Genomic DNA, 21,235 nt, shown 5'->3' on the forward strand with positions numbered 1-21,235 from the left:
GGAGCGCTGTCGCCGGGGGCGCCGCGGCTCAGAAGCGGTCGGGAGACGGAGCGCCGTGGTGGTAGCGGATCACGACGTCGGCGTGGCGGTCGAAGCGGTACCCGACGCCGCGCACGGTGCGAACGATGTCCTCGTAGCGACCGAGCTTGGCGCGCAGGCGACGCACGTGCACATCGATCGTGCGAGCGCCAGGCGTCTCGTCGCCGCCGGCCTGCCAGAGCGACTCGACGAGCTCGGAGCGCTCGATCGTGCGACCCTCGCGGAGGACGAGATACTGCAGCAGCTCGAACTCCTTGTAGGTGAGGGTGGCGTTCTCTCCGTCGATCTCGACGCGCTTGCGCGAGATGTCGACGGTCACCCCGGACACGGTGGCGACCTTGGGCTCCTCTGCGGCCTTCGCGCGGGCGACCGCGCCGGGCTCCTGCAGGGCGAGGCGGACGACATCGAGATCCCGTCCGCCGGCGGTCTCCGGGGCGAGCGCCACGGTGGCGTGGGTCTGCGCATCCGGGGCGAGCTCGGCAAGCGTGCGCCGCAGGGCATCGACGAGCACGGGGAGGCTGACGCCGGCGGCGGCGGCCTTGACCTCGTCGAGACCGACGTAGAGGGCGAATCCGCGGGGCGCGCGGCCGGCGGGGAGCTCAGCGTGCGGTGCCGGCACGTTCTGCGGCGTCTCGTTCGGGGCGATCGCGCGAAGCGCGGGACGGGTGGCGGGAGCGGCGGAGGGTCGGTCGAGAAGAGCGATGTTGGACATGATGATGGATTCCTTCGAGCAGGACAGACGTGTGCGATGTGCGGCTCCGAGAGGGGAGCGGCGGGGGATCAGAACCCGCGACACCGGGATGCGGTGGGGTTCGTCGAGGTCACTGGGTGTTCAGCGACACATTCGACAGCACATACCGACGCGGCCGGCCATCATCATGCCGGCAGTCCCATTCGCCTCCAAGGCGGACAGAGGACGTGCGTAGGTGGTCATGCGGTGATTATGACTGCTTGTCTCCCCATGTGTCAATGTGAGTCGGGGCGTGCGGCCGTCATTTTTCGACACAGTACGGGATTCCGCCGGTTCCGCACCGGTGTCCGCGGGCGGGCGTAGCGTGGGGGCATGAGCACTCCAGCGCAGACCGGGATCGTCGTCGTGGACGAGCGAGAGGCCTCGCGATTCGCGCTCTACGAGGGCGGTGAGCTGCGTAGCGTGCTCGACTACCGCGACGATGGTGCGACCATCGCGATGACGCGGGCGTTCACTCTGCCTCCCTTCCGCGGACACGGCTATGCGGCGCGCATGGTGGCTGCTGCGGTGGCGGAGCTCGCGGATCGGGGCGACCGTCAGATCGACGCGGTGTGCTGGTTCGTGGCGGACTGGTTCGAGGCCCACCCCGACAGGGCGGGCCTCCTGCGGCGGCGCTGAGGCCCGGAGCATCGTCATCCGCTCGTCATCTGCGAGGCGGATACTGGTGTCAGAAACACGCATCGGCGCCCGCCGCATCGGCGCCGGGAACGGAGCAGCCGTGACCCTGCAGGATGAGATCATCGCCGCGCTCGATGTGCGTCCCCGGATCGACCCGGCGGAGGAGATCGAGCGACGCGTCGCCCTCCTGGCCGACTACCTCGCCTTCTCGGGAGCCGCCGGCTATGTGCTCGGCATCTCGGGAGGGCAGGACTCCACCCTGGCCGGGCGCCTGGCGCAGCTCGCCGTCGAACGGGTGCGCGAGAGCGGGGGAGATGCGGCGTTCATCGCGGTCCGCCTGCCCTATCGCGTGCAGCACGATGCCGACGACGCCGAGGCCGCGCTCGCGTTCATCCGGCCGGACGAGGCCGTCGAGGTGAACATCCAGCACGGCGTCGACGGGGTCGAGACCGATCTGGAGACCGCCGGAAGCGGCGACATCACCGACTTCAACCGCGGGAACATCAAGGCTCGGGTGCGCATGGTCGCGCAGTACGCCCTGGCCGGCCACCGGCGGATGCTCGTGGTAGGCACGGATCACGCCGCCGAGGCGGTCACCGGATTCTTCACGAAGTTCGGCGACGGCGCCGCGGATATCTGCCCGCTGGGCGGTCTCACCAAGCGCCAGGGCAGAGCGCTCCTGGCCGAGCTCGGAGCCCCGGCGCGGCTGTCCGAGAAGATCCCGACCGCCGATCTGCTCGACGGTCAGCCGGGCCGGTCCGACGAAGACGAGCTGGGCATCACCTACGCGGACATCGATGCCTACCTCGAAGGCGAGCAGATCGACCCCGAGGTTGCTGCTCGGCTGGAGGGGAAGTACCTCGCCACGATGCACAAGCGCCATCTTCCTGTGACGCCGGCGGACAGCTGGTGGCGCTGACGGCGTCGGCCGGGAACTTCCTGCCCGCACCCGCGCACCCGCCGGGCCGAGGGCCGCGTCGTGCGGCTCGGCGTGATGTCCGACCTGCGGGCGGGTGATGTCCGACCTCGCGGCTAGGGTCGTAGCATCTGCCGCAGGGGTGTCGGAAGCACCGGTCGTCCGGTGGCCCGGCGGGGAGGGAGACAGCGGATGCGCGTCGTCGAGAGCGAGTCCGGGGAGCGCCGGGTCGTGTGGAGCGCGAGCGACCTGAAAGCGGCTGCCGACTGCGAGTTCGCCTGGGCCAGAGCCCTCGATGCTCGCCTGGGGAGGGTGCCGGCGGTTCCCGACCCCGAGGACGCCACCCTCGCCCGCGCTGCCGCCCTCGGCGATGTTCATGAGCATGCCGTTCTCGGGCGCTATCTGGCCGAGTTCGGCGCAGACCGCGTCGCCGTGCTGCCGCCGGTCTCCTCCCGCGACGACGCCGCGCTCGCTGCTGCGGCGGACCAGACGGTCGCCGCGCTGCGCTCGGAGGCCGCGGTGGTCTTCCAGGCCGCGTTCTCGACCGAGGAGTTCGTCGGTTTCGCCGACTTCCTGTTCCGCGAGGAGGGGGATGACGGCCCGCGCTGGCGCGTGCAGGACACCAAGCTCGCGCGCACGGCGCGATCGACCGCGCTCATGCAGCTCGCGGCATATGTCGATCAGCTCGACCGCTTGAACATCCCGCGCTCCGCGCAGGTCGAGCTGATCCTCGGCGATGGCACGTCGAGCGTCCACCGCGTCGACGACGTTCTCCCGCTCTTCCGCGTGCGCCGAGAGCGCCTGCGCGCTCTCATCGCCGACCGGCGGGTCGACCGCGGCGCAGCGGGGGAGGTGCTCGGATGGGGCGACGATCGTGGTGACCTCGGCGTGCGAGCGTGCGGGCGCTGCCCGACCTGCGAGCAACAGGTCGAGGCGCATCGCGACCTGCTCCTCGTCGCGCGGATGAGGCCCGCCCAGCGGGAGCGGCTGCGAGCGGGCGGAATCACGACGATCGACGCGCTGGCCTCCGCATCCGCCGCACCGGCAGGGCTGTCGGACGAGGTCTTCGACGCGCTCCGCGGCCAGGCGCGCGTGCAGGTGCGCGCGGAGAGCGGCGGTGCGGTGTTCGAGGTGGCATCGCCGGCGGCGCTCGGCACCCTGCCGGCGCCGGACCGCGGCGACGTCTTCTTCGATTTCGAGGGCGATCCGCTCTACACCGAGCCGGGCGACGATCCGGCCAGATGGGGCCTCGACTATCTCTTCGGCTGGGTCGATGACACCGAGCAGTACTCGGCTCTGTGGGCGCATTCCTTCGCGGCAGAGGCGCAGGCGCTGCGCGACTTCCTCGACGTGATCGCCGTGCGGCGGGCAGCGCATCCGGGCATGCACATCTATCACTACGCGCCCTACGAGACCGCGCATCTCGTGGCGATGGCCGCTCGGCACGGTGTGGGGGAGGCGGAGGTCGACGGTCTGCTGCGTGACGGCGTGTTCGTCGACCTCTACCCGGTCGTGGTGCGGTCGGTACGGGTCGGGTCGCGTTCCTACTCGATCAAGAAGCTCGAGCCGCTCTACATGGGCGACGAGGTCCGCGTTGCCGCTGTGCAGAAGGGCGATGACTCGATCGTCGAGTACGTCCGGGCCCGGGAGCTGCTCGCTGCGGGTGACCCTGCTGCGGCCCAGGAGATCCTCGCCGATCTTGCCGACTACAACCGCTATGACTGCGTCTCGACGCGGCGCCTGCGCGACTGGCTCCGCGGCCTCGCCGCCGATGCCGGCGTGCCGCCCGCTCCCGCCGACGACCCGGCTGGGCGGCCCTATGAGCCCTCACCACGCGCGGTAGCCCTGCGCGCGCAGGCCGATCGCGCGGCGGCCGCAGGTCTGACGGCGGATGCAGAGAGCTACCGGGTCGCGGCGGCGGCCATCGACTATCACCCGCGCGAGGCGAAGACCTTCTGGGTCTCGCACTACCAGCGTCTGCGCGAACCACTGGCCCTCTGGGAGTCCACGCGTGACGTTCTGCGTGTCGACACGGCGCGGTCACGGGTGGTGCGGGACTGGGAGGTGCCAGAGGGCGGCCGTGCGATGACCAGGGAGATCGTGTTGCGGGGCGATATCTCGCCGGGAACCACTCTGGGTCCGGGGGCCGAGCCCTTCGCGCTGTATCCGGTGCCCGCACCCTTTCCCCGGGACGGATCGGCGCGGGATCTTCATGCCCCGCACGGCATGAAGATCGTGTCAGTTCTCGACGACGGCTTCGTCCTCGAAGAACGCGCCGTCGGAGGCGAGACCTGGGATGATCTGCCGATCGCGCTCGCCCCCGCGGCCCCGCCGCGCGCGCTCTCGCAGCAGGATGCGATCGAGGCCTGGGCCGACACCGTGCTCGACGCGGCACCGGGCTTCCCCCGGGATGCGGCGACCGACATCCTGCGCCGCACTCCGCCACGGCGGCGCGCGGGGCGGAGTGAGCCAGACGGCGTCGGGACGGGGAACGACCCTGTCGCGGCGATCGTGGCGGGCGTTCTCGATCTTGATGACAGCTACCTTGCTGTGCAGGGTCCTCCGGGCACGGGCAAGACCTACACCGGCGCTCATGTGATCGCACGGCTGGTCGAGGAGCATGGTCTGCACGTCGGCGTGGTGGCCCAGTCTCATGCGATCGTGGAGTCGTTGCTGGAGCGGGTGATCGAGGCAGGGGTGGCGCCGGGCCGCGTGGCGAAGGCGCCGAAGGATCCGGCAGCGGATCCGTCCTATGTCGTGATCCGCAAGGACGGCATGGCCGGATTCCTCGCCGAGCACGCGGCTACCGCCGGACGCCCGCAGGGGGGCGTGGTCGTCGGCGGCACCGCCTGGGACTTCAGCAATCCGCGCCGAGTCGCGCGGCAGGGACTCGACCTGCTGGTGGTGGACGAGGCCGGCCAGTTCTCACTCGCCTCGACCATCGCGGTGTCTGTCGCGGCTCGGCGTCTTCTCCTGCTGGGCGACCCGCAGCAGCTGCCGCAGGTGAGCCAGGGAGTGCACCCCGAGCCGGTCGACACGTCGGCGCTCGGCTGGGTGATGGGCGGGCACGCGGTTCTCCCGCCGGAGTACGGTCGCTTCCTCGCGCAGTCGTGGCGGATGCACCCGGCCGTGGCGCGCCCGGTCTCCGAGCTCGCCTACGAGGGGCGCCTGGCGTCCGCGCCCCCCGCTGCCCTCCGCCGCGTGGCGGGGATCCCCGCAGGGCTGCACGTGCACCCGCTCCGGCACCGGGGCAACGCGACCTCGTCTCCGGAGGAGGCCGCGGAGGTGGTGCGGATCGTGGCAGATCTCATCGGCCGGCTGTTCACCGACGAGAACGGCGCGTCGAGACCGCTCGCTCAGCCCGACATCATCGTGGTCGCGCCGTACAACGCGCAGCGTCAGACGGTGGCCGACGCCCTGGCTTCGGCCGGATACCCCGATATCCCGGTCGGGACCGTCGACAACTTTCAGGGCAAGGAGGCTGTGGTCTCGATCACGTCGCTCGCGGCATCCAGCGGGCGCGATGCGCCACGCGGACCGGAGTTCCTGCTGCTGCAGAACCGGCTCAACGTCGCGATATCCCGCGCGCAGTGCGCCGCGTATCTGGTGTTCTCGCCCGCGCTGCTCGACGATCTGCCCTACACGCCCGAGGGGGTCGCCCGGCTGAGCGCCTTCGCCCGGCTGGTCGGCGCGGGATGAGGGCCGTCGTGCCTCTGGTCGCCGCCGGGCTCAGACCGTGCCGTACAGCCGGTCGCCGGCGTCGCCGAGCCCCGGCACGATGAAGCGGTTCTCGTCGAGCCCTTCGTCCAGCGCGCCGAGCACGAGGGTCACGTCGCGGTCGCCCACGACGCGCTCCAGGGTCTCGGTGCCCTCCGGTGTTCCGAGCAGGCAGATCGCCGTGACGTCCTGGGCGCCGCGGTCGAACAGGAAGCGGATGGCGGCTGCGAGCGAGCCCCCGGTCGCCAGCATCGGGTCGATCGCGAAGCACTGACGGTCGCTGAGGTCCAGCGGAAGGCGCTCGGCGTACGTCGACGGCTCGAAGGTCGTCTCGTCGCGCACCATGCCCAGGAAACCGACCTCGGCGGTGGGCAGGAGCTTGACCATGCCCTCGAGCATGCCCAGTCCGGCCCGCAGGATCGGCACGACGATCGGCCGCGGCTCGGCGATGCGCACGCCCATCGTGGTGGTGACGGGCGTGGTGATCTCGACCGGCTCGACCCGCACATTGCGCGTGGCCTCATAGGCGAGGAGGGTGACGAGCTCTTCGGTGAGCTGGCGGAACAGCGGCGATGGCGTGTTCTTGTCGCGCAGCACGGACAGCTTGTGGGTGATGAGCGGGTGATCGGCGATGTGAACGCGCATGCGTACAGGCTATGGCACGCGTGGCTCGCCGACCGGCGATATCGCCTCCGGCGGCGCTAGGCTCGACCGCGGAACGGCAGGAGGAGCGCGATGGCGGATGAGGCGGCTGAGCGCGCGGCGATGGACCGGTCCCTCGCTCTCGCCGTCGAGGCCGCCGAGGCCGGTGAGGTGCCCGTGGGCGCTGTCGTGCTGGACCCGGGAGGACACGCCATCGGTGAGGGGCGTAACGACCGGGAGGGCAGCGGCGATCCGACCGCGCATGCCGAGGTCGTCGCGCTGCGTCAGGCGGCGGCGTCGGTCGGGTCGTGGAATCTCAGCGGCTGCACGCTCGTGGTCACGATGGAGCCGTGCGTGATGTGCGCCGGCGCGATCCTGCAGGCGCGCGTCGGTCGGGTCGTCTTCGGAGCGTGGGACGACAAAGCGGGGGCCGCGGGGTCGATGTACGACGTGCTGCGCGACCGGCGACTGCCGGTGCGGGCCGAGGTGGTCGGTGGGGTGTCAGAGGATGCCTCCGCCGCCCTGCTGCGCGCTTTCTTCACCCCCCGCCGCTAGCGCCCTCCGTTCCCCGGATCACTCCCCGCACGCCCGTACGCCCGCACGGGGAGCGGACTCGGCGGGGGTTCAGGGGCGGAACGTAGGATCGACGCATGGCTGAGAACCTTCCTGAGATCGCGTTCCTCGGTGCCGGCTCGATGGGGGGTGCGATCCTGCGCGGCCTGGTCGCCTCCGGTGTCCCGGCCGAGCGGATCATCGCGACGACCGGGACCCGCCCGAGCGCCGCTGCGCTGGCCGACCTCGACGGTGTGGAGGTGCTCAGCGTCGAAGACGAGGCCGATGCGAACGCCGTCGCTGCCGCGGCTGCTCGCATCGTCGTGATCGGCGTCAAGCCGGACGCCGTGCCGGCGCTGCTGCGCGAGATCGCCCCGCACCTGCGGCCAGACGCCATCGTGGTGAGCGTGGCGACCGGCGTGCTGCTCACGACCTATGCCGCGCTGCTCGGTGACGATGTCGCCGTCGTCCGCTCGATGCCCAACACTCCTGCGACGGTCGGACGCGCGGTCACCGGGGTCGTTCGCGGCGCGAGCATCACAGACGATGAGCTCGCTCTCGTCCGGCGGCTGTTCGAGGCCGTCGGCGCCGTCGTCGAGATCGACGAGTCTCAGCTCGATGCGCTCTCCACGATCTCCGGTTCCGGCCCGGCCTATGTCTACCTGCTGATCGAGGAGATGACCAGCGCCGCGGAGGCCGCCGGCTTCGACCGCGACCAGGCGAGGCTCCTCGCCGAGCAGACCTTCATCGGGGCTGCGGCCCTGCTCCAGGCATCCGGGGCGGAGCCGGAGGAGCTGCGGCGCAACGTCACCAGCCCCGGCGGCACGACAGAGCGCGCCGTGGCGGTGCTGCAGGACGCGCACCTGGACGAGCTGTTCACCCGGGCGATGGATGCCGCTGCCGCCCGGGCGCGGGAGATGGCGGCTCCGGCCGACTGACGCGCGCGAGAACAGGCGAACAACACCAGAACAGGCGGGTGACGCGAGAAACAGCCTGTTCTCGTGTCACCCGCCTGTTGTGAGGCTGAGCCGGAGACGTGTCAGTCGGAGGAGGCGAGGATGATCGCCTCCGTGGGGGGCGGCGGGTTGATCGCGCCGGTGAAGCCGATGCGCTCGACCAGCGCCCGCCGGAACGCGCCGGGGCGCTCGTGCTGCGGGGAGGCGCCGAGCCCTTCCCACTCCAGCTCGGTCACGTCGCCGCCGTCGGCCGCGTAGGCGTCGAGCAGCCGGCGGGTCTCGGAGATCGAGGCCTCGTGGGCGTCGTGCACCCACAGCACCGGGGGCTTCTGCTCGAGCACCGTGATATCCGCCGGGTCGCGGGGCGACGCCAGGCTGAGGCTGAGCGCAGGGTTGTGCAGCGCGTAGCGGGTGACGATCTCGGCTCCCGACGACCATCCGACCAGATGCGCGGTGGGCAGCTCGAGGGCGTCGAGCACGGCGGCGATCGCGTCGACCAGCTCACCGTAGGTCGGTCCAGAGCCGCGCAGATCAATCGCGAGGGCGCGGATGCCGATGGGGAGGTCGAGCATGACCTCCTGCCAGCCGGCGGGAGACGAGGCGTCACCCTGCACGAGCACGACGGTGCGCTCCGGCGTCGTGGCGGTGCTGTCGCCCTCGCGCTCGAGGATCGTGATCGCTCCCTGCGCGGTGTCGAGCTCGCGGGCGGTGATGCCCTCGATCAGGTCTCCATTCTGGCCGGCCATGGCACGTCCTCTCGCTGCGGGATCACGTGTCCCCGAGTCTAGTAGGCTTCCTCGCCGCTCACCCTGGGAGGAGGTGACATCTCTGTGACATCCGCCCCGGCCAACCGGGCATATGCAGTCACGTGCATGTATCAATCGTGCGGGGTCAGCGATCCAGCGCGGAGAAGCGCTCGATATCGCTGTTGGTGCCGGAGACGATGATCAGGTCGTGGTTGGTGATGATCGTGTCGGCCTCGGCGTAGCGGAACGGCTTGCCGGGGCTTTTGACGCCCACCACCGTGACGTTGAACTTGGTGCGCACGCCGGATTCGTACAGAGCGACGCCGCGGATGAACTTCGGCGGGTACATCTTGGCCAGCACGAAGTCGTCGTCGAACCGGATGAAGTCGAGCATCCGCCCGCTCACCAGGTGCGCCACCCGCTCCCCGGCCTCCCGCTCGGGATAGACGACGTGGTTGGCGCCGACGCGGGCAAGGATCTTGCCGTGCGACTGCGAGACCGCCTTCGCCCAGATCTGGGGGATCTTCAGGTCGACCAGGTTCGCGGTGATGAGCACAGAGGCCTCGATGGAGGAGCCGGTGGCCACGACGGCGACCTGGAAGTCCTGCGCGCCGATCTGCTGCAGCGCCTCGATGTTGCGCGCGTCGGCCTGCACGGCGTGCGTGACGCGCTCCGACCATTTCTGCACCAGGCCCATATCGGCGTCGATCGCGAGCACCTCGCGGTTGAGCCGGTCCAGTTCGCCGGCGCATGCGGCTCCGAACCGCCCGAGCCCGATGACGAGGACGGGGGCGTCGCTGCGGATCTGTTCAACCAACGATCGGCCTTTCCACGGGCAGCGAGTACAACTGGCTGCGGGATGTCGCGGCCACCGCCGCGGCGAGAGTCACTGTACCAACGCGACCCATGAAGATCGTCGCGGCCATGACCAGCGCCGCGGGGTCGTCGAGCGAGGCGGTGAGGCCAGTGCTGAGGCCCACCGTGCCGAAGGCGGAGACCACATCGAAGAGCACCTCGGACACGGGCGCCTTGGTCATCTGCGCGATCGTGACGGTGGCGATCGCGACGATCGTCGCGCCCCACGCCACGACGCTCATCGCCACGCGCTGCACGTCGCTGGGGATCGTGCGGCCGTAGACCTCCACCGAGGAGCGCCCTTTCGCCTCTGACCACACCGCGAGGGCGATCACGGCGAGCGTGGTGACCTTGATGCCGCCGGCAGTGGACGCCGACCCGCCGCCGACGAACATCAGCATCGCCGCGACGATATGAGACGAGCCGTAGAGGTCGGCAGGGTCGACAGCGCTGAATCCCCCGGAGCGCGTCATCGCCGAGAGGAAGAACGCGTGGAACGTGGTGTCCAGCGCCTCCATCGACCCGAAGGTCTTCGGGTTGGCGTATTCGAGGAGGAGGAAGATGAGCGCCCCGCCCACGAACAGCGCCACGGTCGTGACGAGGGTCAGCTTGGTGTGCAGCGACCACCGCTTCACATGCCAGGTGTGCTTGGCCAGGGCGTAGATGACGGGGAAGCCGATGCTGCCCAGGAACACCCCCAGCATCAGGATCGTCAGCACCGGATAGTCGTCGAGGAAGGGCTCCAGGCCCCCCGGGTTGGGGGTGAAGCCGGTGTTGGTGAACGCCATCGCCGCGTAGAACGGCGCCTCCCACAGCGCCGTGAGGGGATCGACACCGGCCAGCAGCAGCGCGCCGTAGAGGAGCACCGCGATCCCGGCCTCGATCACGAGCGCCGAGATCGCGACGGTGCGCAGCAGCTGGCCCACCTCGCCGAGCTGCACGCTCTGGCGCTCGTCGACCGGCCCGCCGTGGGCGCGCAGCGGATTGGTGTCTCCCGCGGCGAGCAGCTTGGCCCGCAGGCCCAGCCGGCGTGAGATGACCATGCCGAGGAGCGAGGCGAGGGTGAGGACGCCGAGGCCGCCGATGTTCACGCCGAGGAAGATCAGCACCATTCCGAACGGCGACCAGTGCGTCGCCATGTCGACCGTGGCGAGTCCGGTGACGCAGATCGTGGACACCGCGGTGAAGAGGGCGTCGACCGGCGCCGTCGCGCGGCCGTCTGCGGCAGCGGCGGGCAGGGAGAGCAGCCCGGTGAAGAGCAGGATGAGCGCTGCGAACACGATGATCGCGAAGCGCGACGGCGACGACGTCATGAGTGCGCGCGTGGCGCGGAGCAGGCCACGGCCGTGCTCGGCAGCCTGCGCCCACGTCTCGCGTGACGGCCTCGGCGAACCGACCGGCGACATGACCTCCGACATCCTCTCCGCCGGTCGGGTCCTCGGCACGAAGGGCAGGTGCGGGGTGCTCGATCCAGCCCCGTCATGGTACTCCCGGTGAGGGCGGACTACCCTGTCAGCATGACCGACATCTTCGATGTGATCGCGGACGGCACGAGGCGCGAGATCCTCCAGCTCCTGTTGCAGCGCTCCGACGAGGCCGATGCCGGTACGAGCGTCACGCAGATCGTCAGCGAGCTCGGGGTCAGCCAGCCCACCGTGTCGAAGCACCTGAAGGTGCTTCGTGAAGCCGATCTGGTCACGGTGCGCGAAGACGGCCAGCGCCGCTTCTACAGCCTGGCTGTGGCGCCGCTCGAAGAGGTCGACGACTGGCTGGTGCCGTTCCTGGCCGAGGTCTACGCCGACGCGTCGGACATCGACGAGCTCGTCGGTCCTCTTCCGGAGAGCGCCGCGAACGCGGCGGAGTTCGTCGGCCGTGCTGCGGCGTCGGCGAAGCACGTCGTCACCACGGCGCTCAAGCGTCTCGGTGCCTGACACCGCGGCGGACGGCGGCCTGACGGTGACGATCGTCGGCGGCGGTCGTGTCGGCGGTGTGTTCGCGCGCGCCCTGCGGGCTGCCGGCGTGCCGGTGCGCGGGCCGGTCGGCCGCGGGGAACCGGTGCCAGCGGCGGAGGCCGTGCTGCTGTGCGTGCCAGATGCTCAGATCGGTCCGGCGTCCGCGGCGGCGAGAGGGGCGGGACTGATCGGCCATGTCTCGGGGGCCACGCCGCTTGCCGGGGTGGACTTCGGGGTCCACCCGTTGCAGACGTTCGTCGGCGACGAGCCGCCAGAGATCTTCCACGGACTCGGATGCGCTGTCGCCGGGAACGCTCCTGCGGCGCAGGAGACGGCGCGCCGGATCGTCGCGGCGGTGGGCGGCCGCGCCTTCCCGATCGACGACGCCGGGCGGGCCGCGTATCACGCCGCCGCATCGATGGCGTCGAACTTCGTGATCGCATTGCAGGACGCCGCAGAACGCGTCGCCGGCCTGGCCGGGATCTCCGCGGCGGACGCGCGGGCGCTGCTCGCCCCGCTCATGCGGGCGACCGTCGAGAACGGGATCGCCGTCGGCCCGCGCGCCGCTGTGACCGGGCCGATCGCACGGGGGGACGAAGCGACCGTGCAGCGTCAGCGGGCAGCCATCGAGGCGGGAGCGCCCGAGCTTGTCGCGCTGTTCGACGAGCTGTGCGCGCAGACACGGCGGCTGGTGGCGCGCGACGCGCCCGCCGCCATCGCAGACGAGGAGCGGGTCGGATGAAGATCGTGCGCAGCATCGCCGAGGTGCGCGGGGCCGTCGCCGAGGCGCGTTCCGCTGGTGCATCGGTGGGGCTTGTCCCGACGATGGGTGCGCTGCACGACGGCCACCTCTCGCTGATCCGCCGGGCCGCAGAGGCGGACGGGTTCGTCGTGGTGTCGCTCTTCGTCAATCCCACCCAGTTCGGTGCAGGGGAGGACCTGGCCTCCTACCCGCGCGACGAGGAGCGCGACGCGGCCCTGGCGCGCGGCGCGGGCGCCGATGTCCTCTTTGCCCCCGCACCGGGAGAGATGTACCCGGACGGCTTCGCCACCACGATCCACGTCGCCGGCATCACCGACGTCTTGTGCGGCGCTCGCCGCGGCGCCCAGCACTTCGACGGCGTCGCCACCGTGGTCGCGAAGCTGCTCTCGATCGTGATGCCGGATGCCGCGTACTTCGGGCAGAAGGACGCGCAGCAGGTGCTCGTGGTGCGCCGGGTGGTGCGCGACCTCGATCTGCCCGTGCGGATCGAGGCGTGCCCCATCGTCCGGGAACCGGACGGTCTGGCGATGAGCTCGCGCAACGTCTACCTCGACGCCGCAGCGCGGGAGCGGGCCACCGCGCTGAACCGCGCCCTCGTCGCCGCCGAGCGCGCCCTCGCCGATGGCGAACGCCGCGCAGACGCGCTGGTCGCCGTCGCGCACGGCGTCCTCGGGGAAGCCGGGATCGAGCCGGAGTACCTGGAGCTGCGCGGTGCGGACGATCTGCGTGCACTCGACCGCGTCGACGGCGACGCCCTGCTCGCCGTCGCAGCGCGCGTCGGCGCGGCGCGCCTCATCGACAACCGGATCCTGCGCGCCGGCACCGCGGCAGCGGCGCCCGCCGATCTCACCGGCTCAGCGGCGGCTCAGAAGGTGTGCTCCGGCGCCGGGAACGCCCCGGAGCCGACCTCCGCGGCGTAGGCGGCGGCCGCGTCGCGCAGCAGCGTGCGGGCATCCGCATACTGCTTCACGAACCGGGGGAGCCGGCCGGTGCGCAGCCCGGCCATGTCCTGCCAGACCAGCACCTGGGCATCGCAGGCGCCGCCGGCGCCGATCCCCACCGTGGGGATGCCGACCGCCGCGGTGATGCGTGCCGCGACCTCGGCCGGCACCATCTCGATGAGCACGCCGAAGGCGCCGGCGCTCTCGAAGGCGCGTGCGGTCTCGATGAGCCGTTCCGCATCATCGCCGCGGCCCTGCACGCGGTAGCCGCCCAGCTGATGCTCGGACTGCGGGGTGAAGCCGATGTGGGCCATCACCGGGATGCCGTTGGCGGTGAGCTTCTCCACCTGGGGCACCATCTCGACGCCGCCTTCGAGCTTGACCGCGTGCGCGCCGCCCTCCTTCATGAACCGCGCCGCGGTGAGGAAGCACTGCTCGGGGGATGCCTGATACGAGCCGAACGGGAGATCGGCGAGCACCAGTGCGCGGGACGTGGAACGCACCACCGCGCGGACGAGCGGCAGCATCTCATCGACGGTGACCGGGATCGACGTGTCATAGCCGTACACGTTGTTCGCCGCGGAGTCGCCGACCAGCAGCACCGGGATGCCGGCCTCCTCGAACACCGCAGCGGTGTACATGTCGTAGCTGGTGAGCATCGCCCAGCGGTGGCCCTCCTGCTTCATCCGTTGCAGGTGCGGGATCCGGATGCGCCCGGCGGCGGGAGCGGAACCGGGGGCGCCGGAACCATAGGGTGCGGGTTGTTCCGTCATGGGAATGCTCCTCGAAGGGCCGGGGCCTGGCGCTCGCGGCGAGCCTGGCGATGCGTGGCGGCGGCGGTGACCCGGTGCGAACGCCCGGGGCAGAGCCCCGTCAACTCTAGGGTGATTCCGGGGCGCTCCCGGTCTCGGCGGACACCGTGCGACGCTGCGTTACGACCGTGTCCCAGAGGGCGTCGGCGATCGCGCTCTTGGCTCCGGCCGTCTCGGCGACGATCGCGTCGTCTCGGTCGAGGATCACCACGGCGTTGTCGGTCTGCTCGAAGCCGTGGTCCCAGTCGATGCGGTTGACCACGAGCAGGTCGACACCCTTGCGGCGGCGTTTGCGGCGGCCGCGCTCGAGCAGCTCGTCCCGATCGGCGGCCGTCTCGGCCGCGAATCCCACGACCGTCTGGTCGGGTTGCCGCGCAGCAGCCAGCGCGGCCAGCACGTCGGCGTTCTCGACCAGGTCCAGGCGCGGCGGGCCCTCCTCCTTGCGGAGCTTCACGTCGGACACCGTCGCGACACGGTAGTCGGCGACCGCGGCAGCCATGACGACGACGTCGGCGTCTCCGGCGGCCGCCTGCATCGCCGCAGCGAGCTGCGCGGCGGACGAGACCCGCTCCACCTCGATCGCGGGGTGCGCGGCGGCGGCCGCGAGCACGCCGTCGTCGACATGGGCGGCGACCAGCCGCACCAGGGCGCCACGCTCGGCGGCCGCGAGGGCGACAGCGGCGCCCTGCCGGCCGCTCGAACGGTTGCCGATGAAACGCGCCGGATCGATCGGCTCGCGGGTTCCTCCCGTCGACACGGCGACCGCGAGGCCGGCGAGGTCAGCCGGCCTCGCACCGGCGTCCGCGGCGACGGCCAGCGCGGCTGCCAGGACGTCCTCCGGTTCTGACATCCGGCCGGGTCCCGTGTCGCCGCCGGTGAGCGGTCCGTCCGCGGGGCCGACGACGTGCACGCCCCGCGCGCGCAGGGTGCGCATGTTCGCCACGGTCGCCGGGTGCTCCCACATCGCGGTGTGCATCGCGGGGGCCACGACCACCGGCGCTGTGGTGGCGAGCAGGGTGACGCCGAGCAGGTCGTCGGCGATGCCGGCCGCCATCCGGGCCAGGGTGTTCGCCGTCGCGGGGGCCACGACGACCAGATCCGCGCGGGTGCCGAGGGAGACGTGCCGCACCTCCGCGACGTCCTCGTGCACGCTGGTGGTGACAGGATTGCGACTGACGGCCTCCCAGGTGGCCGTGCCGACGAAGCGCAGCGCATCCTCGGTGGGCACCACGTGCACGTCGTGACCGCCGGTGACCAGACCGCGGACGAGATGGACCGTCTTGTACGCGGCGATGCCGCCCGTGACGCCGACGACGATGAACATGCCCCGATCCTCCCACGCGAGCAGAGGCGGCCGTGCCGCCGAGAGGAGACCCCGCGAATGTGCACCGCGATCCTCCACGTCCCCGCCGACCCCACGCGCCCGACCCGGCTGCTCGCGGTACGCGATGAGGACCCGGCGCGAGCCTGGCAGCCCCTCGGGGCGTGGTGGCCAGACGATCATCCCGGAATCGTGGGGGTGCGCGATGCGCTCGCCGGGGGCGCGTGGCTCGCGGCAGACGAGCGGCGAGGTCGCGTCGCCGTGATCCTCAACCGTGCGGCAGCCGGACTGCCGCCGGGGCGGGCGCCGATGTCGCGCGGTCGTGTCGTGCTCGATGCGGTCGCCGGGCACGAGCTCGGCACGGCGCCGCCCACCGACGGGTTCAACCTCGTCGACGTGACCGCCGCCCGTACGCGGGTGCAGACCTGGGACGGCATCGCGCTGCGCACGACAACGCTTCCTCCCGGCGTCCACATGATCGCCCACGACGATGTGGACGACGGGCAGACCCCGCGTATCGTCGCCTGGCGCGACGCTTTCCCTGAGCCGGAAGACGGGCCGGACTGGTGGCTGCCGTGGCTCGACGCCCTGGAGGCAACGACGCGCCTCGGGCCCCGCGATGATCGCGCGATCGTGCGCGACAACCGGGTGCACGGGTACCCGACCCTGTCGCTCCTCGTCTGCGCGGCATCGATCTCGCCCGCCGGGGCCGAGGTCGTCTCCGGCGCCTTCGACGAACCGGGGGTGTGGAACCGGGTGGACCTCGTGCCCCCGGTGCGGCCGGCAGAGCGCTGAGGGCCGGCTCCGCCCTCCTCCGCCGCGCCTACGCTGGGAGGATGACCTCGGCCACCCCCACCGCGGACCGCATCGCCGCGCTCGCCGCCCTGTTCGATGCCGGTCCGGTGGCGCTGCTGACCGGAGCCGGCGTCAGCACCGACTCCGGCATCCCCGACTACCGAGGCGAGGGCACCCCGCCTCGCACGCCCATGAGCATCGCGCAGTTCGTCCGAGACGATGCCTACCGTCGCCGGTTCTGGGCCGGTGCAGCGGTGGGGGCGCTGCGCACCCAGGGAATCGAGCCGAACGACGGCCACCGCGCGGTCGCCGCGCTCGAGCAGCGGGGCCTGCTCACCGGCGTCATCACGCAGAACGTCGATGGCCTGCACGGTCGTGCCGGATCGGTGCGGCTCATCGAGCTGCACGGCAACGGCGACGTCATCCGGTGCATCCCCGAGGGCCACCGGTTCACCCGCCGAGAGGTGCTGGGATGGTTCGAGCAGGCCAACCCCGGTTTCGCCGCGCGCAACGCGCACGCCGCGCTCACCCCGGACGGTGACGCGGACGTCACGGACATCGACGGCGTGCGGGTGCCCGTCTGTCCCGCCTGCGGCGGGATGCTGCGCCCCGATGTGGTCTATTTCGGCGAGCATGTGCGCCCGGAGGTGTTCGCGCGCGCGGCGGATGCGGTGGCCGGTGCGTCTGCGCTCATCGTGGTGGGTTCCTCCCTGGCGGTGAACACCGGAATCCGTCTCGTGCATCGCGCCGAGGCCCGCGGCATTCCGCTCGGTGTCGTCAATCGGGGGCCGACGGCGCTCGACGGGCGCCCGGCCGTGCAGGTGCGCATCGACGCCGGGGCGACCGAGACGCTGCAGGCCCTGGCGGGCACGCTGGGGAGCGCCGGAACCGGAGGCTGAGCGCCGCGGATTCGCGTGACGCCGCTCATGCGGTAGACTCGTTCGAGGCATTTTTTCCGTGCCCGATCCCGGGCGCCCGCAGATGGGGCGTCCAGCCCCTGACGTAGTGAGGTTTCCGTGGGTTCTGTCATCAAGAAGCGCCGCAAGCGCATGGCGAAGAAGAAGCACCGCAAGCTGCTTCGCAAGACTCGCCACCAGCGTCGCAACAAGAAGTAAGCGACCGACACCGAGCGCCTGTCTCCGGACGGGCGCTTCGTGTCTCTGCGGGCGGGTGCTGCGGCATCCGCCAGAAGCACAGACGAAGGAAAGGCACCAGGATGCAGACGATGACCGTCGCGGAGCTCGCCGCCGCCCCCCAGACCCCGCTGATCGATGTGCGTGAGCGCGACGAGTTCGCCGCCGGGCACGTGCCGGGCGCCGTCAACCTCCCGATGTCTGAGCTCGGCGACCTGCTCGAGATGCTGCCGGGCGACGCTTTCGCGGTGATCTGCCAGGCCGGCGGGCGTTCGGCCCGCGTGGTCGAGGCGCTCGAGGCGCGCGGCTACGACGCCACCAACGTCGAGGGCGGCACCGGTGCCTGGATCGCCGCCGGCCACGCCGTCGAGGTCCCCGGGACCCCCTCGGCGTGAACCACGCCGAGGACGCCATCGCGCTGACCCTCATCGGGAAGCCGGACTGCCACCTCTGCGATGTCGCCGAGGAGATCGTCGACGCCGTCGTGGCCGAGGTGCCGGACGCCGTGGCCGAGCGCATCGTGGTGACGCGCGCGTCGATCCTCGACGATCCGGCGCTCTTCGAGCAGTGGTGGGAGAAGATCCCGGTCGTGCTGATCGACGGGGCCCTGCATGCGCACTGGCGCGTCTCGGCAGACCGGCTGCGGGTGGCGCTGGAGACCGCGGCCGGCTGAACCCGCCGCTCGGCGGCGCTGGTACGCCGCGACCGATCCCAACTCAGGCAGAAACCTGTTGCAGTTGCCCACCGCCTCGTCATCCCGGGGCGCGGCAGAATGGGGCTGGGGATCCTGCCTGAGTACGGGCAAACGCGCTCGGTTCGATGTGATCCAACTGTGATCGCCGACCGCGCCGTCACCGCCGGTATCCGCCGACGCTGCGTGACATGATGAGAGCCACGCCGCCGCACATCGGCGCATCACCAGACATCGCAGTCAGGAGCTTCTCATGCAACGACGCCTCGTTCTCGCCCTCGCCACCGGCACCATCGCTGCCCTGGCCCTCACCGGCTGCGCCACGAACAGCGACGGCGGCGCCGGCGGAGGAACGCAGACGCCGGGCGACGGCGAGGCTCAGGCCGGATCCGAGTACATCCTGGTCGCCGACGGTGCGCTGACGGTGTGCTCCGACATCCCCTACCCGCCGTTCGAGGTCGAGGACGCCTCGTCGCCGAGTGGCTACTCCGGCTTCGACATCGACCTCCTCACCGCGATCGCCGGCGAGCTCGATCTCGACATCGCGATCCAGGACGTCAGCTTCGACGCGCTGCAGTCCGGCACCACCCTCGTGGCCGGCACGTGTGACATCGGCGCGTCGGCGATGACCATCACCGACGCGCGCAAGGCCAACATCGACTTCTCGGATCCCTACTACGACTCGCTGCAGTCGCTGCTGGTGCGTGCAGACTCCGGCATCACCGGCATCGGCGACCTTGCGGGCAAGAAGGTCGGGGTGCAGCAGGGCACCACCGGCGAGCTCTACGCCACCGAGCACGCCACGGGCGCGGAGCTCGTGCAGTACCCCTCAGACGGTGAGCTGTGGCCGGCGATCCAGGCCGGGCAGATCGACGCGATCCTGCAGGACCAGCCGGTCAACGTGGTGCACGAGCGCGCGGATGACACCTACGTCATCGTCGAGGAGTACGACACCGAGGAGTCGTACGGCTTCGCCTTCGCCAAGGGCAAGAACGACGCGCTGCGCGAGGCCGTCAACGCGGCGCTGCAGAGCCTGCGCGACAGCGGCTCCTACCAGGAGATCTACGACTCCTACTTCGCGGCGAAGTGACCGGAGCCGCGAGCTGAGGGGGCCGGGATGGCTCTGAAGAGACGGACGCGGAACCGCATCTACCGGGGAACCGTCTATGTGATCGTCATCGCGCTGCTGGTGTGGCTGGTCGTGGCCACCGACTGGAGCGTGTTCGCGCACCAGTTCCTCAACGGCGAGGTCGCGGCCTCGATGTGGCCCGGCATCATCACGATCGCCCTGAAGAACACGATCCTGTTCACCCTCACGGCGTTCGTCGGCGGCCTGGCGCTCGGCACCGTGATGGCGCTGCTGAAGCTGTCCAGCATCGGGCCGTTCCGCTGGTTCGCGACAGCGTGGATCGAGCTGTTCCGTGGTCTTCCCGCGCTGCTGACGATCTTCGCGTTCGTGTACATGGTGCCGATCGCGTTCGACGGGGTGAAGTTCCCGGGCGGACCCATCGGCGGCGGACTGATCGCGCTGATCGTGGTGGCCTCGGCGTACATGGCCGAGGTGATCCGCGCGGGCATCCAGGCCGTGCCGAAGGGGCAGGCGGAGGCGGCGCGGTCGCTGGGCATGTCGCCGTTGAAGACGACGTTCTGGATCGTGCTGCCGCAGGGGATCCGGGTGGTCATCCCGCCGCTCACGAACGAGTTCGTGCTGCTGCTGAAAGACACCTCGCTCCTGTTCATCGCCGGGTCGACGCTGTTCACCAAGGAGCTCACGACCTTCTCGCGCGATGTGATGAACCAGAGCGCCAACGCGACGCCGCTGGTGATGGCGGCGCTGCTCTACCTGGTGGTGACGATCCCGCTCACGCGGTTCGTCGCGTGGCTCGAACGACGGATGGCGAAGCAGAGATGAGCACCGACCTGATCGACCTGCAGGCCCCCGCGATCCACGTGCAGGGCCTGGTGAAGACCTTCGGCGAGAACGAGGTGCTCAAGGGCATCGACTTCACCGTCACGGCCGGGGAGGTGGTGTGCATCATCGGGCCGTCCGGCTCCGGGAAGTCCACCCTGCTGCGGTCGGTGAACCTGCTCGAGGAGCCCACCGACGGCAAGATCCTCGTCGAGGGAATCGACATCACCGACCCGGATGTCGATATCGATCGGGTGCGTCGCCGCATCGGCATGGTGTTCCAGCAGTTCAACCTCTTCCCGCACATGACGGTGCTCGGCAATCTCACGATCGCGCAGCGGCGTGTGCTGCATCGCTCGAAAGCCGACGCCGAGCGCGTGGCGCACGAGATGCTGGCGAAGGTGGGCCTGGCCGAGAAGGCCACGGCGTATCCCGGACACCTCTCGGGCGGTCAGCAGCAGCGCGTCGCGATCGCGCGGTCGCTGTGCATGAACCCCGACATGATGCTCTTCGACGAGCCGACCTCTGCGCTCGATCCCGAGCTGGTCGGCGAGGTGCTCGCGGTCATGCGCGATCTCGCAGAGGAGGGCATGACGATGCTCGTCGTCACCCACGAGATGGGCTTCGCCCGGGAGGTCGGCTCGCGGCTGATCTTCATGGACGGCGGGCACATCCTCGAGGACGGTGACCCGCGCGAGGTGCTGGCGAATCCGCAGCATCCGCGCACCCAGAGCTTCCTGTCGCGCGTGCTCTGAGACCCGGTGCGAACGGTTCGCTCGCACATGTGACCGTGCCTCGGAGGAGCCAGCCGCTTCAGTCCGAGCAGGGTGCACATGTGCGAGCGAAGCGCGTGACCGAGGTCCGCGAACTCAGGCGTCGATCTCCACGACCTCCGCGTCGCCCGCGTTGCGCCGCACGGAGTCGATGCCGTTCAGCGCGCCGGACTTGGACGTATAGCCCTCGCTGGTCGCGATGACCTCGCCGTTGCCGGCCTTGAGGCGGAAGCGATACTCGCCCGCCCTGTCCTGGTACAGCTCGAACTTCCCTGCCATGGGGTTCCTCTCGATCGGGTGAGCCGATGGTATCGCCCGGGAGGGCATCCATGCGAGGGAATCAGACAGCACGA

At 70.8% G+C, this 21,235-nt stretch carries 24 protein-coding genes; 16 read left to right on the forward strand and 8 right to left on the reverse strand.

The features are described from left to right. Nucleotides 1-28: 28 nt before the first annotated feature. Nucleotides 29-751 carry a winged helix-turn-helix domain-containing protein gene (locus AC3RXY_RS14360; RefSeq protein WP_491511601.1) on the reverse strand — a complete coding sequence of 241 codons (723 nt, stop codon included), beginning with the start codon at nt 749-751 and terminating at the stop codon, nt 29-31. A gap of 351 nt (nt 752-1,102) precedes the next feature. Here AC3RXY_RS14360 and AC3RXY_RS14365 point away from each other — a divergent pair, with 351 nt between their 5' ends. The 3 genes from AC3RXY_RS14365 to AC3RXY_RS14375 all read left to right on the forward strand — a co-directional run bounded on the left by AC3RXY_RS14365 (nt 1,103) and on the right by AC3RXY_RS14375 (nt 6,023). Then, nucleotides 1,103-1,408, forward strand: coding sequence for a GNAT family N-acetyltransferase (locus AC3RXY_RS14365; protein WP_491511602.1), 306 nt, complete (start codon nt 1,103-1,105; stop codon nt 1,406-1,408). Between the two features lie 100 nt (nt 1,409-1,508). Continuing rightward, nucleotides 1,509-2,327 (forward strand): NAD(+) synthase, encoded by an 819-nt coding sequence (nadE, locus tag AC3RXY_RS14370; RefSeq protein ID WP_491511657.1) that lies wholly within the window; start codon nt 1,509-1,511, stop codon nt 2,325-2,327. Between the two features lie 189 nt (nt 2,328-2,516). After that, nucleotides 2,517-6,023, forward strand: coding sequence for a TM0106 family RecB-like putative nuclease (locus tag AC3RXY_RS14375; RefSeq protein WP_491511603.1), 3,507 nt, complete (start codon nt 2,517-2,519; stop codon nt 6,021-6,023). 30 nt (nt 6,024-6,053) lie between these two features. Here the strand turns inward: AC3RXY_RS14375 and upp are convergent, their stop codons facing one another. Then, entirely contained in the window at nt 6,054-6,686 is a 633-nt protein-coding gene (gene upp, locus AC3RXY_RS14380; RefSeq protein ID WP_491511604.1) for a uracil phosphoribosyltransferase, read from the reverse strand. 90 nt (nt 6,687-6,776) lie between these two features. On the opposite strand from upp, the gene AC3RXY_RS14385 reads away from it, so the two are divergent. Both AC3RXY_RS14385 and proC read left to right on the forward strand, forming a co-directional pair. Further along, nucleotides 6,777-7,238: a nucleoside deaminase gene (locus AC3RXY_RS14385; RefSeq protein WP_491511605.1), complete on the forward strand. Its 462-nt coding sequence runs from the start codon at nt 6,777-6,779 to the stop codon at nt 7,236-7,238. A 95-nt stretch (nt 7,239-7,333) separates the two neighbouring features. Further along, nucleotides 7,334-8,173 carry a pyrroline-5-carboxylate reductase gene (proC, locus tag AC3RXY_RS14390; protein ID WP_491511606.1) on the forward strand — a complete coding sequence of 280 codons (840 nt, stop codon included), beginning with the start codon at nt 7,334-7,336 and terminating at the stop codon, nt 8,171-8,173. Nucleotides 8,174-8,274: 101 nt separating this feature from the next. Here proC and AC3RXY_RS14395 read toward each other — a convergent pair whose 3' ends face one another. The 3 genes from AC3RXY_RS14395 to AC3RXY_RS14405 form a co-directional block, all read right to left on the reverse strand. Next, on the reverse strand, nt 8,275-8,937 hold the full coding sequence (locus tag AC3RXY_RS14395) for an alpha/beta fold hydrolase (protein WP_491511607.1): 663 nt from the start codon (nt 8,935-8,937) through the stop codon (nt 8,275-8,277). A 145-nt stretch (nt 8,938-9,082) separates the two neighbouring features. Continuing rightward, entirely contained in the window at nt 9,083-9,754 is a 672-nt protein-coding gene (locus tag AC3RXY_RS14400; RefSeq protein ID WP_491511608.1) for a potassium channel family protein, read from the reverse strand. Beyond that, on the reverse strand, nt 9,747-11,105 hold the full coding sequence (locus AC3RXY_RS14405; RefSeq protein ID WP_491511658.1) for a TrkH family potassium uptake protein: 1,359 nt from the start codon (nt 11,103-11,105) through the stop codon (nt 9,747-9,749). Before AC3RXY_RS14405 ends, AC3RXY_RS14400 begins: the two co-directional genes overlap by 8 nt. Before the next feature lie 204 nt (nt 11,106-11,309). Here AC3RXY_RS14405 and AC3RXY_RS14410 point away from each other — a divergent pair, with 204 nt between their 5' ends. The 3 genes from AC3RXY_RS14410 to panC are packed head-to-tail and all read left to right on the forward strand — an operon-like array spanning nt 11,310 to nt 13,427. Then, the gene (locus tag AC3RXY_RS14410) at nt 11,310-11,723 is read left to right on the forward strand and encodes an ArsR/SmtB family transcription factor (protein WP_491511609.1); all 414 of its coding nucleotides are present in this window, start codon (nt 11,310-11,312) and stop codon (nt 11,721-11,723) included. Further along, on the forward strand, nt 11,716-12,486 hold the full coding sequence (locus tag AC3RXY_RS14415) for a DUF2520 domain-containing protein (RefSeq protein WP_491511610.1): 771 nt from the start codon (nt 11,716-11,718) through the stop codon (nt 12,484-12,486). The genes AC3RXY_RS14410 and AC3RXY_RS14415 overlap by 8 nt, the downstream gene beginning before the upstream one ends. Continuing rightward, nucleotides 12,483-13,427, forward strand: coding sequence for a pantoate--beta-alanine ligase (gene panC, locus AC3RXY_RS14420; RefSeq protein ID WP_491511611.1), 945 nt, complete (start codon nt 12,483-12,485; stop codon nt 13,425-13,427). The genes AC3RXY_RS14415 and panC overlap by 4 nt, the downstream gene beginning before the upstream one ends. Here panC and panB read toward each other — a convergent pair. Both panB and coaBC read right to left on the reverse strand, forming a co-directional pair. Then, complete coding sequence (gene panB, locus AC3RXY_RS14425; protein ID WP_491511612.1) at nt 13,373-14,221, reverse strand: 3-methyl-2-oxobutanoate hydroxymethyltransferase; 849 nt, start codon at nt 14,219-14,221, stop codon at nt 13,373-13,375. The two genes, panC and panB, sit on opposite strands and share 55 nt — an antisense overlap. A 106-nt stretch (nt 14,222-14,327) precedes the next feature. Continuing rightward, nucleotides 14,328-15,584 (reverse strand): bifunctional phosphopantothenoylcysteine decarboxylase/phosphopantothenate--cysteine ligase CoaBC, encoded by a 1,257-nt coding sequence (coaBC, locus tag AC3RXY_RS14430; protein WP_491511613.1) that lies wholly within the window; start codon nt 15,582-15,584, stop codon nt 14,328-14,330. Between the two features lie 57 nt (nt 15,585-15,641). Here coaBC and AC3RXY_RS14435 point away from each other — a divergent pair, with 57 nt between their 5' ends. The 8 genes from AC3RXY_RS14435 (at nt 15,642) to AC3RXY_RS14470 (ending at nt 20,864) form a co-directional block, all read left to right on the forward strand. Beyond that, nucleotides 15,642-16,376, forward strand: a complete 735-nt coding sequence (locus tag AC3RXY_RS14435) for an NRDE family protein (protein WP_491511614.1) — start codon at nt 15,642-15,644, stop codon at nt 16,374-16,376. 41 nt (nt 16,377-16,417) lie between these two features. Then, a complete protein-coding gene (locus tag AC3RXY_RS14440) occupies nt 16,418-17,275 on the forward strand; it encodes a Sir2 family NAD-dependent protein deacetylase (protein WP_491511615.1) in 858 nt (285 codons plus the stop codon). A gap of 117 nt (nt 17,276-17,392) precedes the next feature. After that, a complete protein-coding gene (locus tag AC3RXY_RS14445) occupies nt 17,393-17,491 on the forward strand; it encodes a 30S ribosomal protein bS22 (protein WP_003792170.1) in 99 nt (32 codons plus the stop codon). Nucleotides 17,492-17,592: 101 nt separating this feature from the next. Continuing rightward, the gene (locus tag AC3RXY_RS14450; protein ID WP_491511616.1) at nt 17,593-17,904 is read left to right on the forward strand and encodes a rhodanese-like domain-containing protein; all 312 of its coding nucleotides are present in this window, start codon (nt 17,593-17,595) and stop codon (nt 17,902-17,904) included. Further along, nucleotides 17,901-18,182 carry a glutaredoxin family protein gene (locus AC3RXY_RS14455; RefSeq protein ID WP_491511617.1) on the forward strand — a complete coding sequence of 94 codons (282 nt, stop codon included), beginning with the start codon at nt 17,901-17,903 and terminating at the stop codon, nt 18,180-18,182. The genes AC3RXY_RS14450 and AC3RXY_RS14455 overlap by 4 nt, the downstream gene beginning before the upstream one ends. A 271-nt stretch (nt 18,183-18,453) precedes the next feature. Next, on the forward strand, nt 18,454-19,290 hold the full coding sequence (locus AC3RXY_RS14460) for a transporter substrate-binding domain-containing protein (protein ID WP_491511618.1): 837 nt from the start codon (nt 18,454-18,456) through the stop codon (nt 19,288-19,290). A gap of 27 nt (nt 19,291-19,317) precedes the next feature. Next, nucleotides 19,318-20,112 (forward strand): amino acid ABC transporter permease, encoded by a 795-nt coding sequence (locus tag AC3RXY_RS14465; protein WP_491511619.1) that lies wholly within the window; start codon nt 19,318-19,320, stop codon nt 20,110-20,112. Beyond that, on the forward strand, nt 20,109-20,864 hold the full coding sequence (locus AC3RXY_RS14470) for an amino acid ABC transporter ATP-binding protein (RefSeq protein ID WP_491511620.1): 756 nt from the start codon (nt 20,109-20,111) through the stop codon (nt 20,862-20,864). The genes AC3RXY_RS14465 and AC3RXY_RS14470 overlap by 4 nt, the downstream gene beginning before the upstream one ends. A gap of 114 nt (nt 20,865-20,978) precedes the next feature. Here AC3RXY_RS14470 and AC3RXY_RS14475 read toward each other — a convergent pair whose 3' ends face one another. Next, nucleotides 20,979-21,161, reverse strand: a complete 183-nt coding sequence (locus AC3RXY_RS14475; RefSeq protein ID WP_491511621.1) for a YegP family protein — start codon at nt 21,159-21,161, stop codon at nt 20,979-20,981. Nucleotides 21,162-21,235: the final 74 nt, after the last annotated feature.

The organism is Microbacterium longlingense, assembly GCF_058349825.2.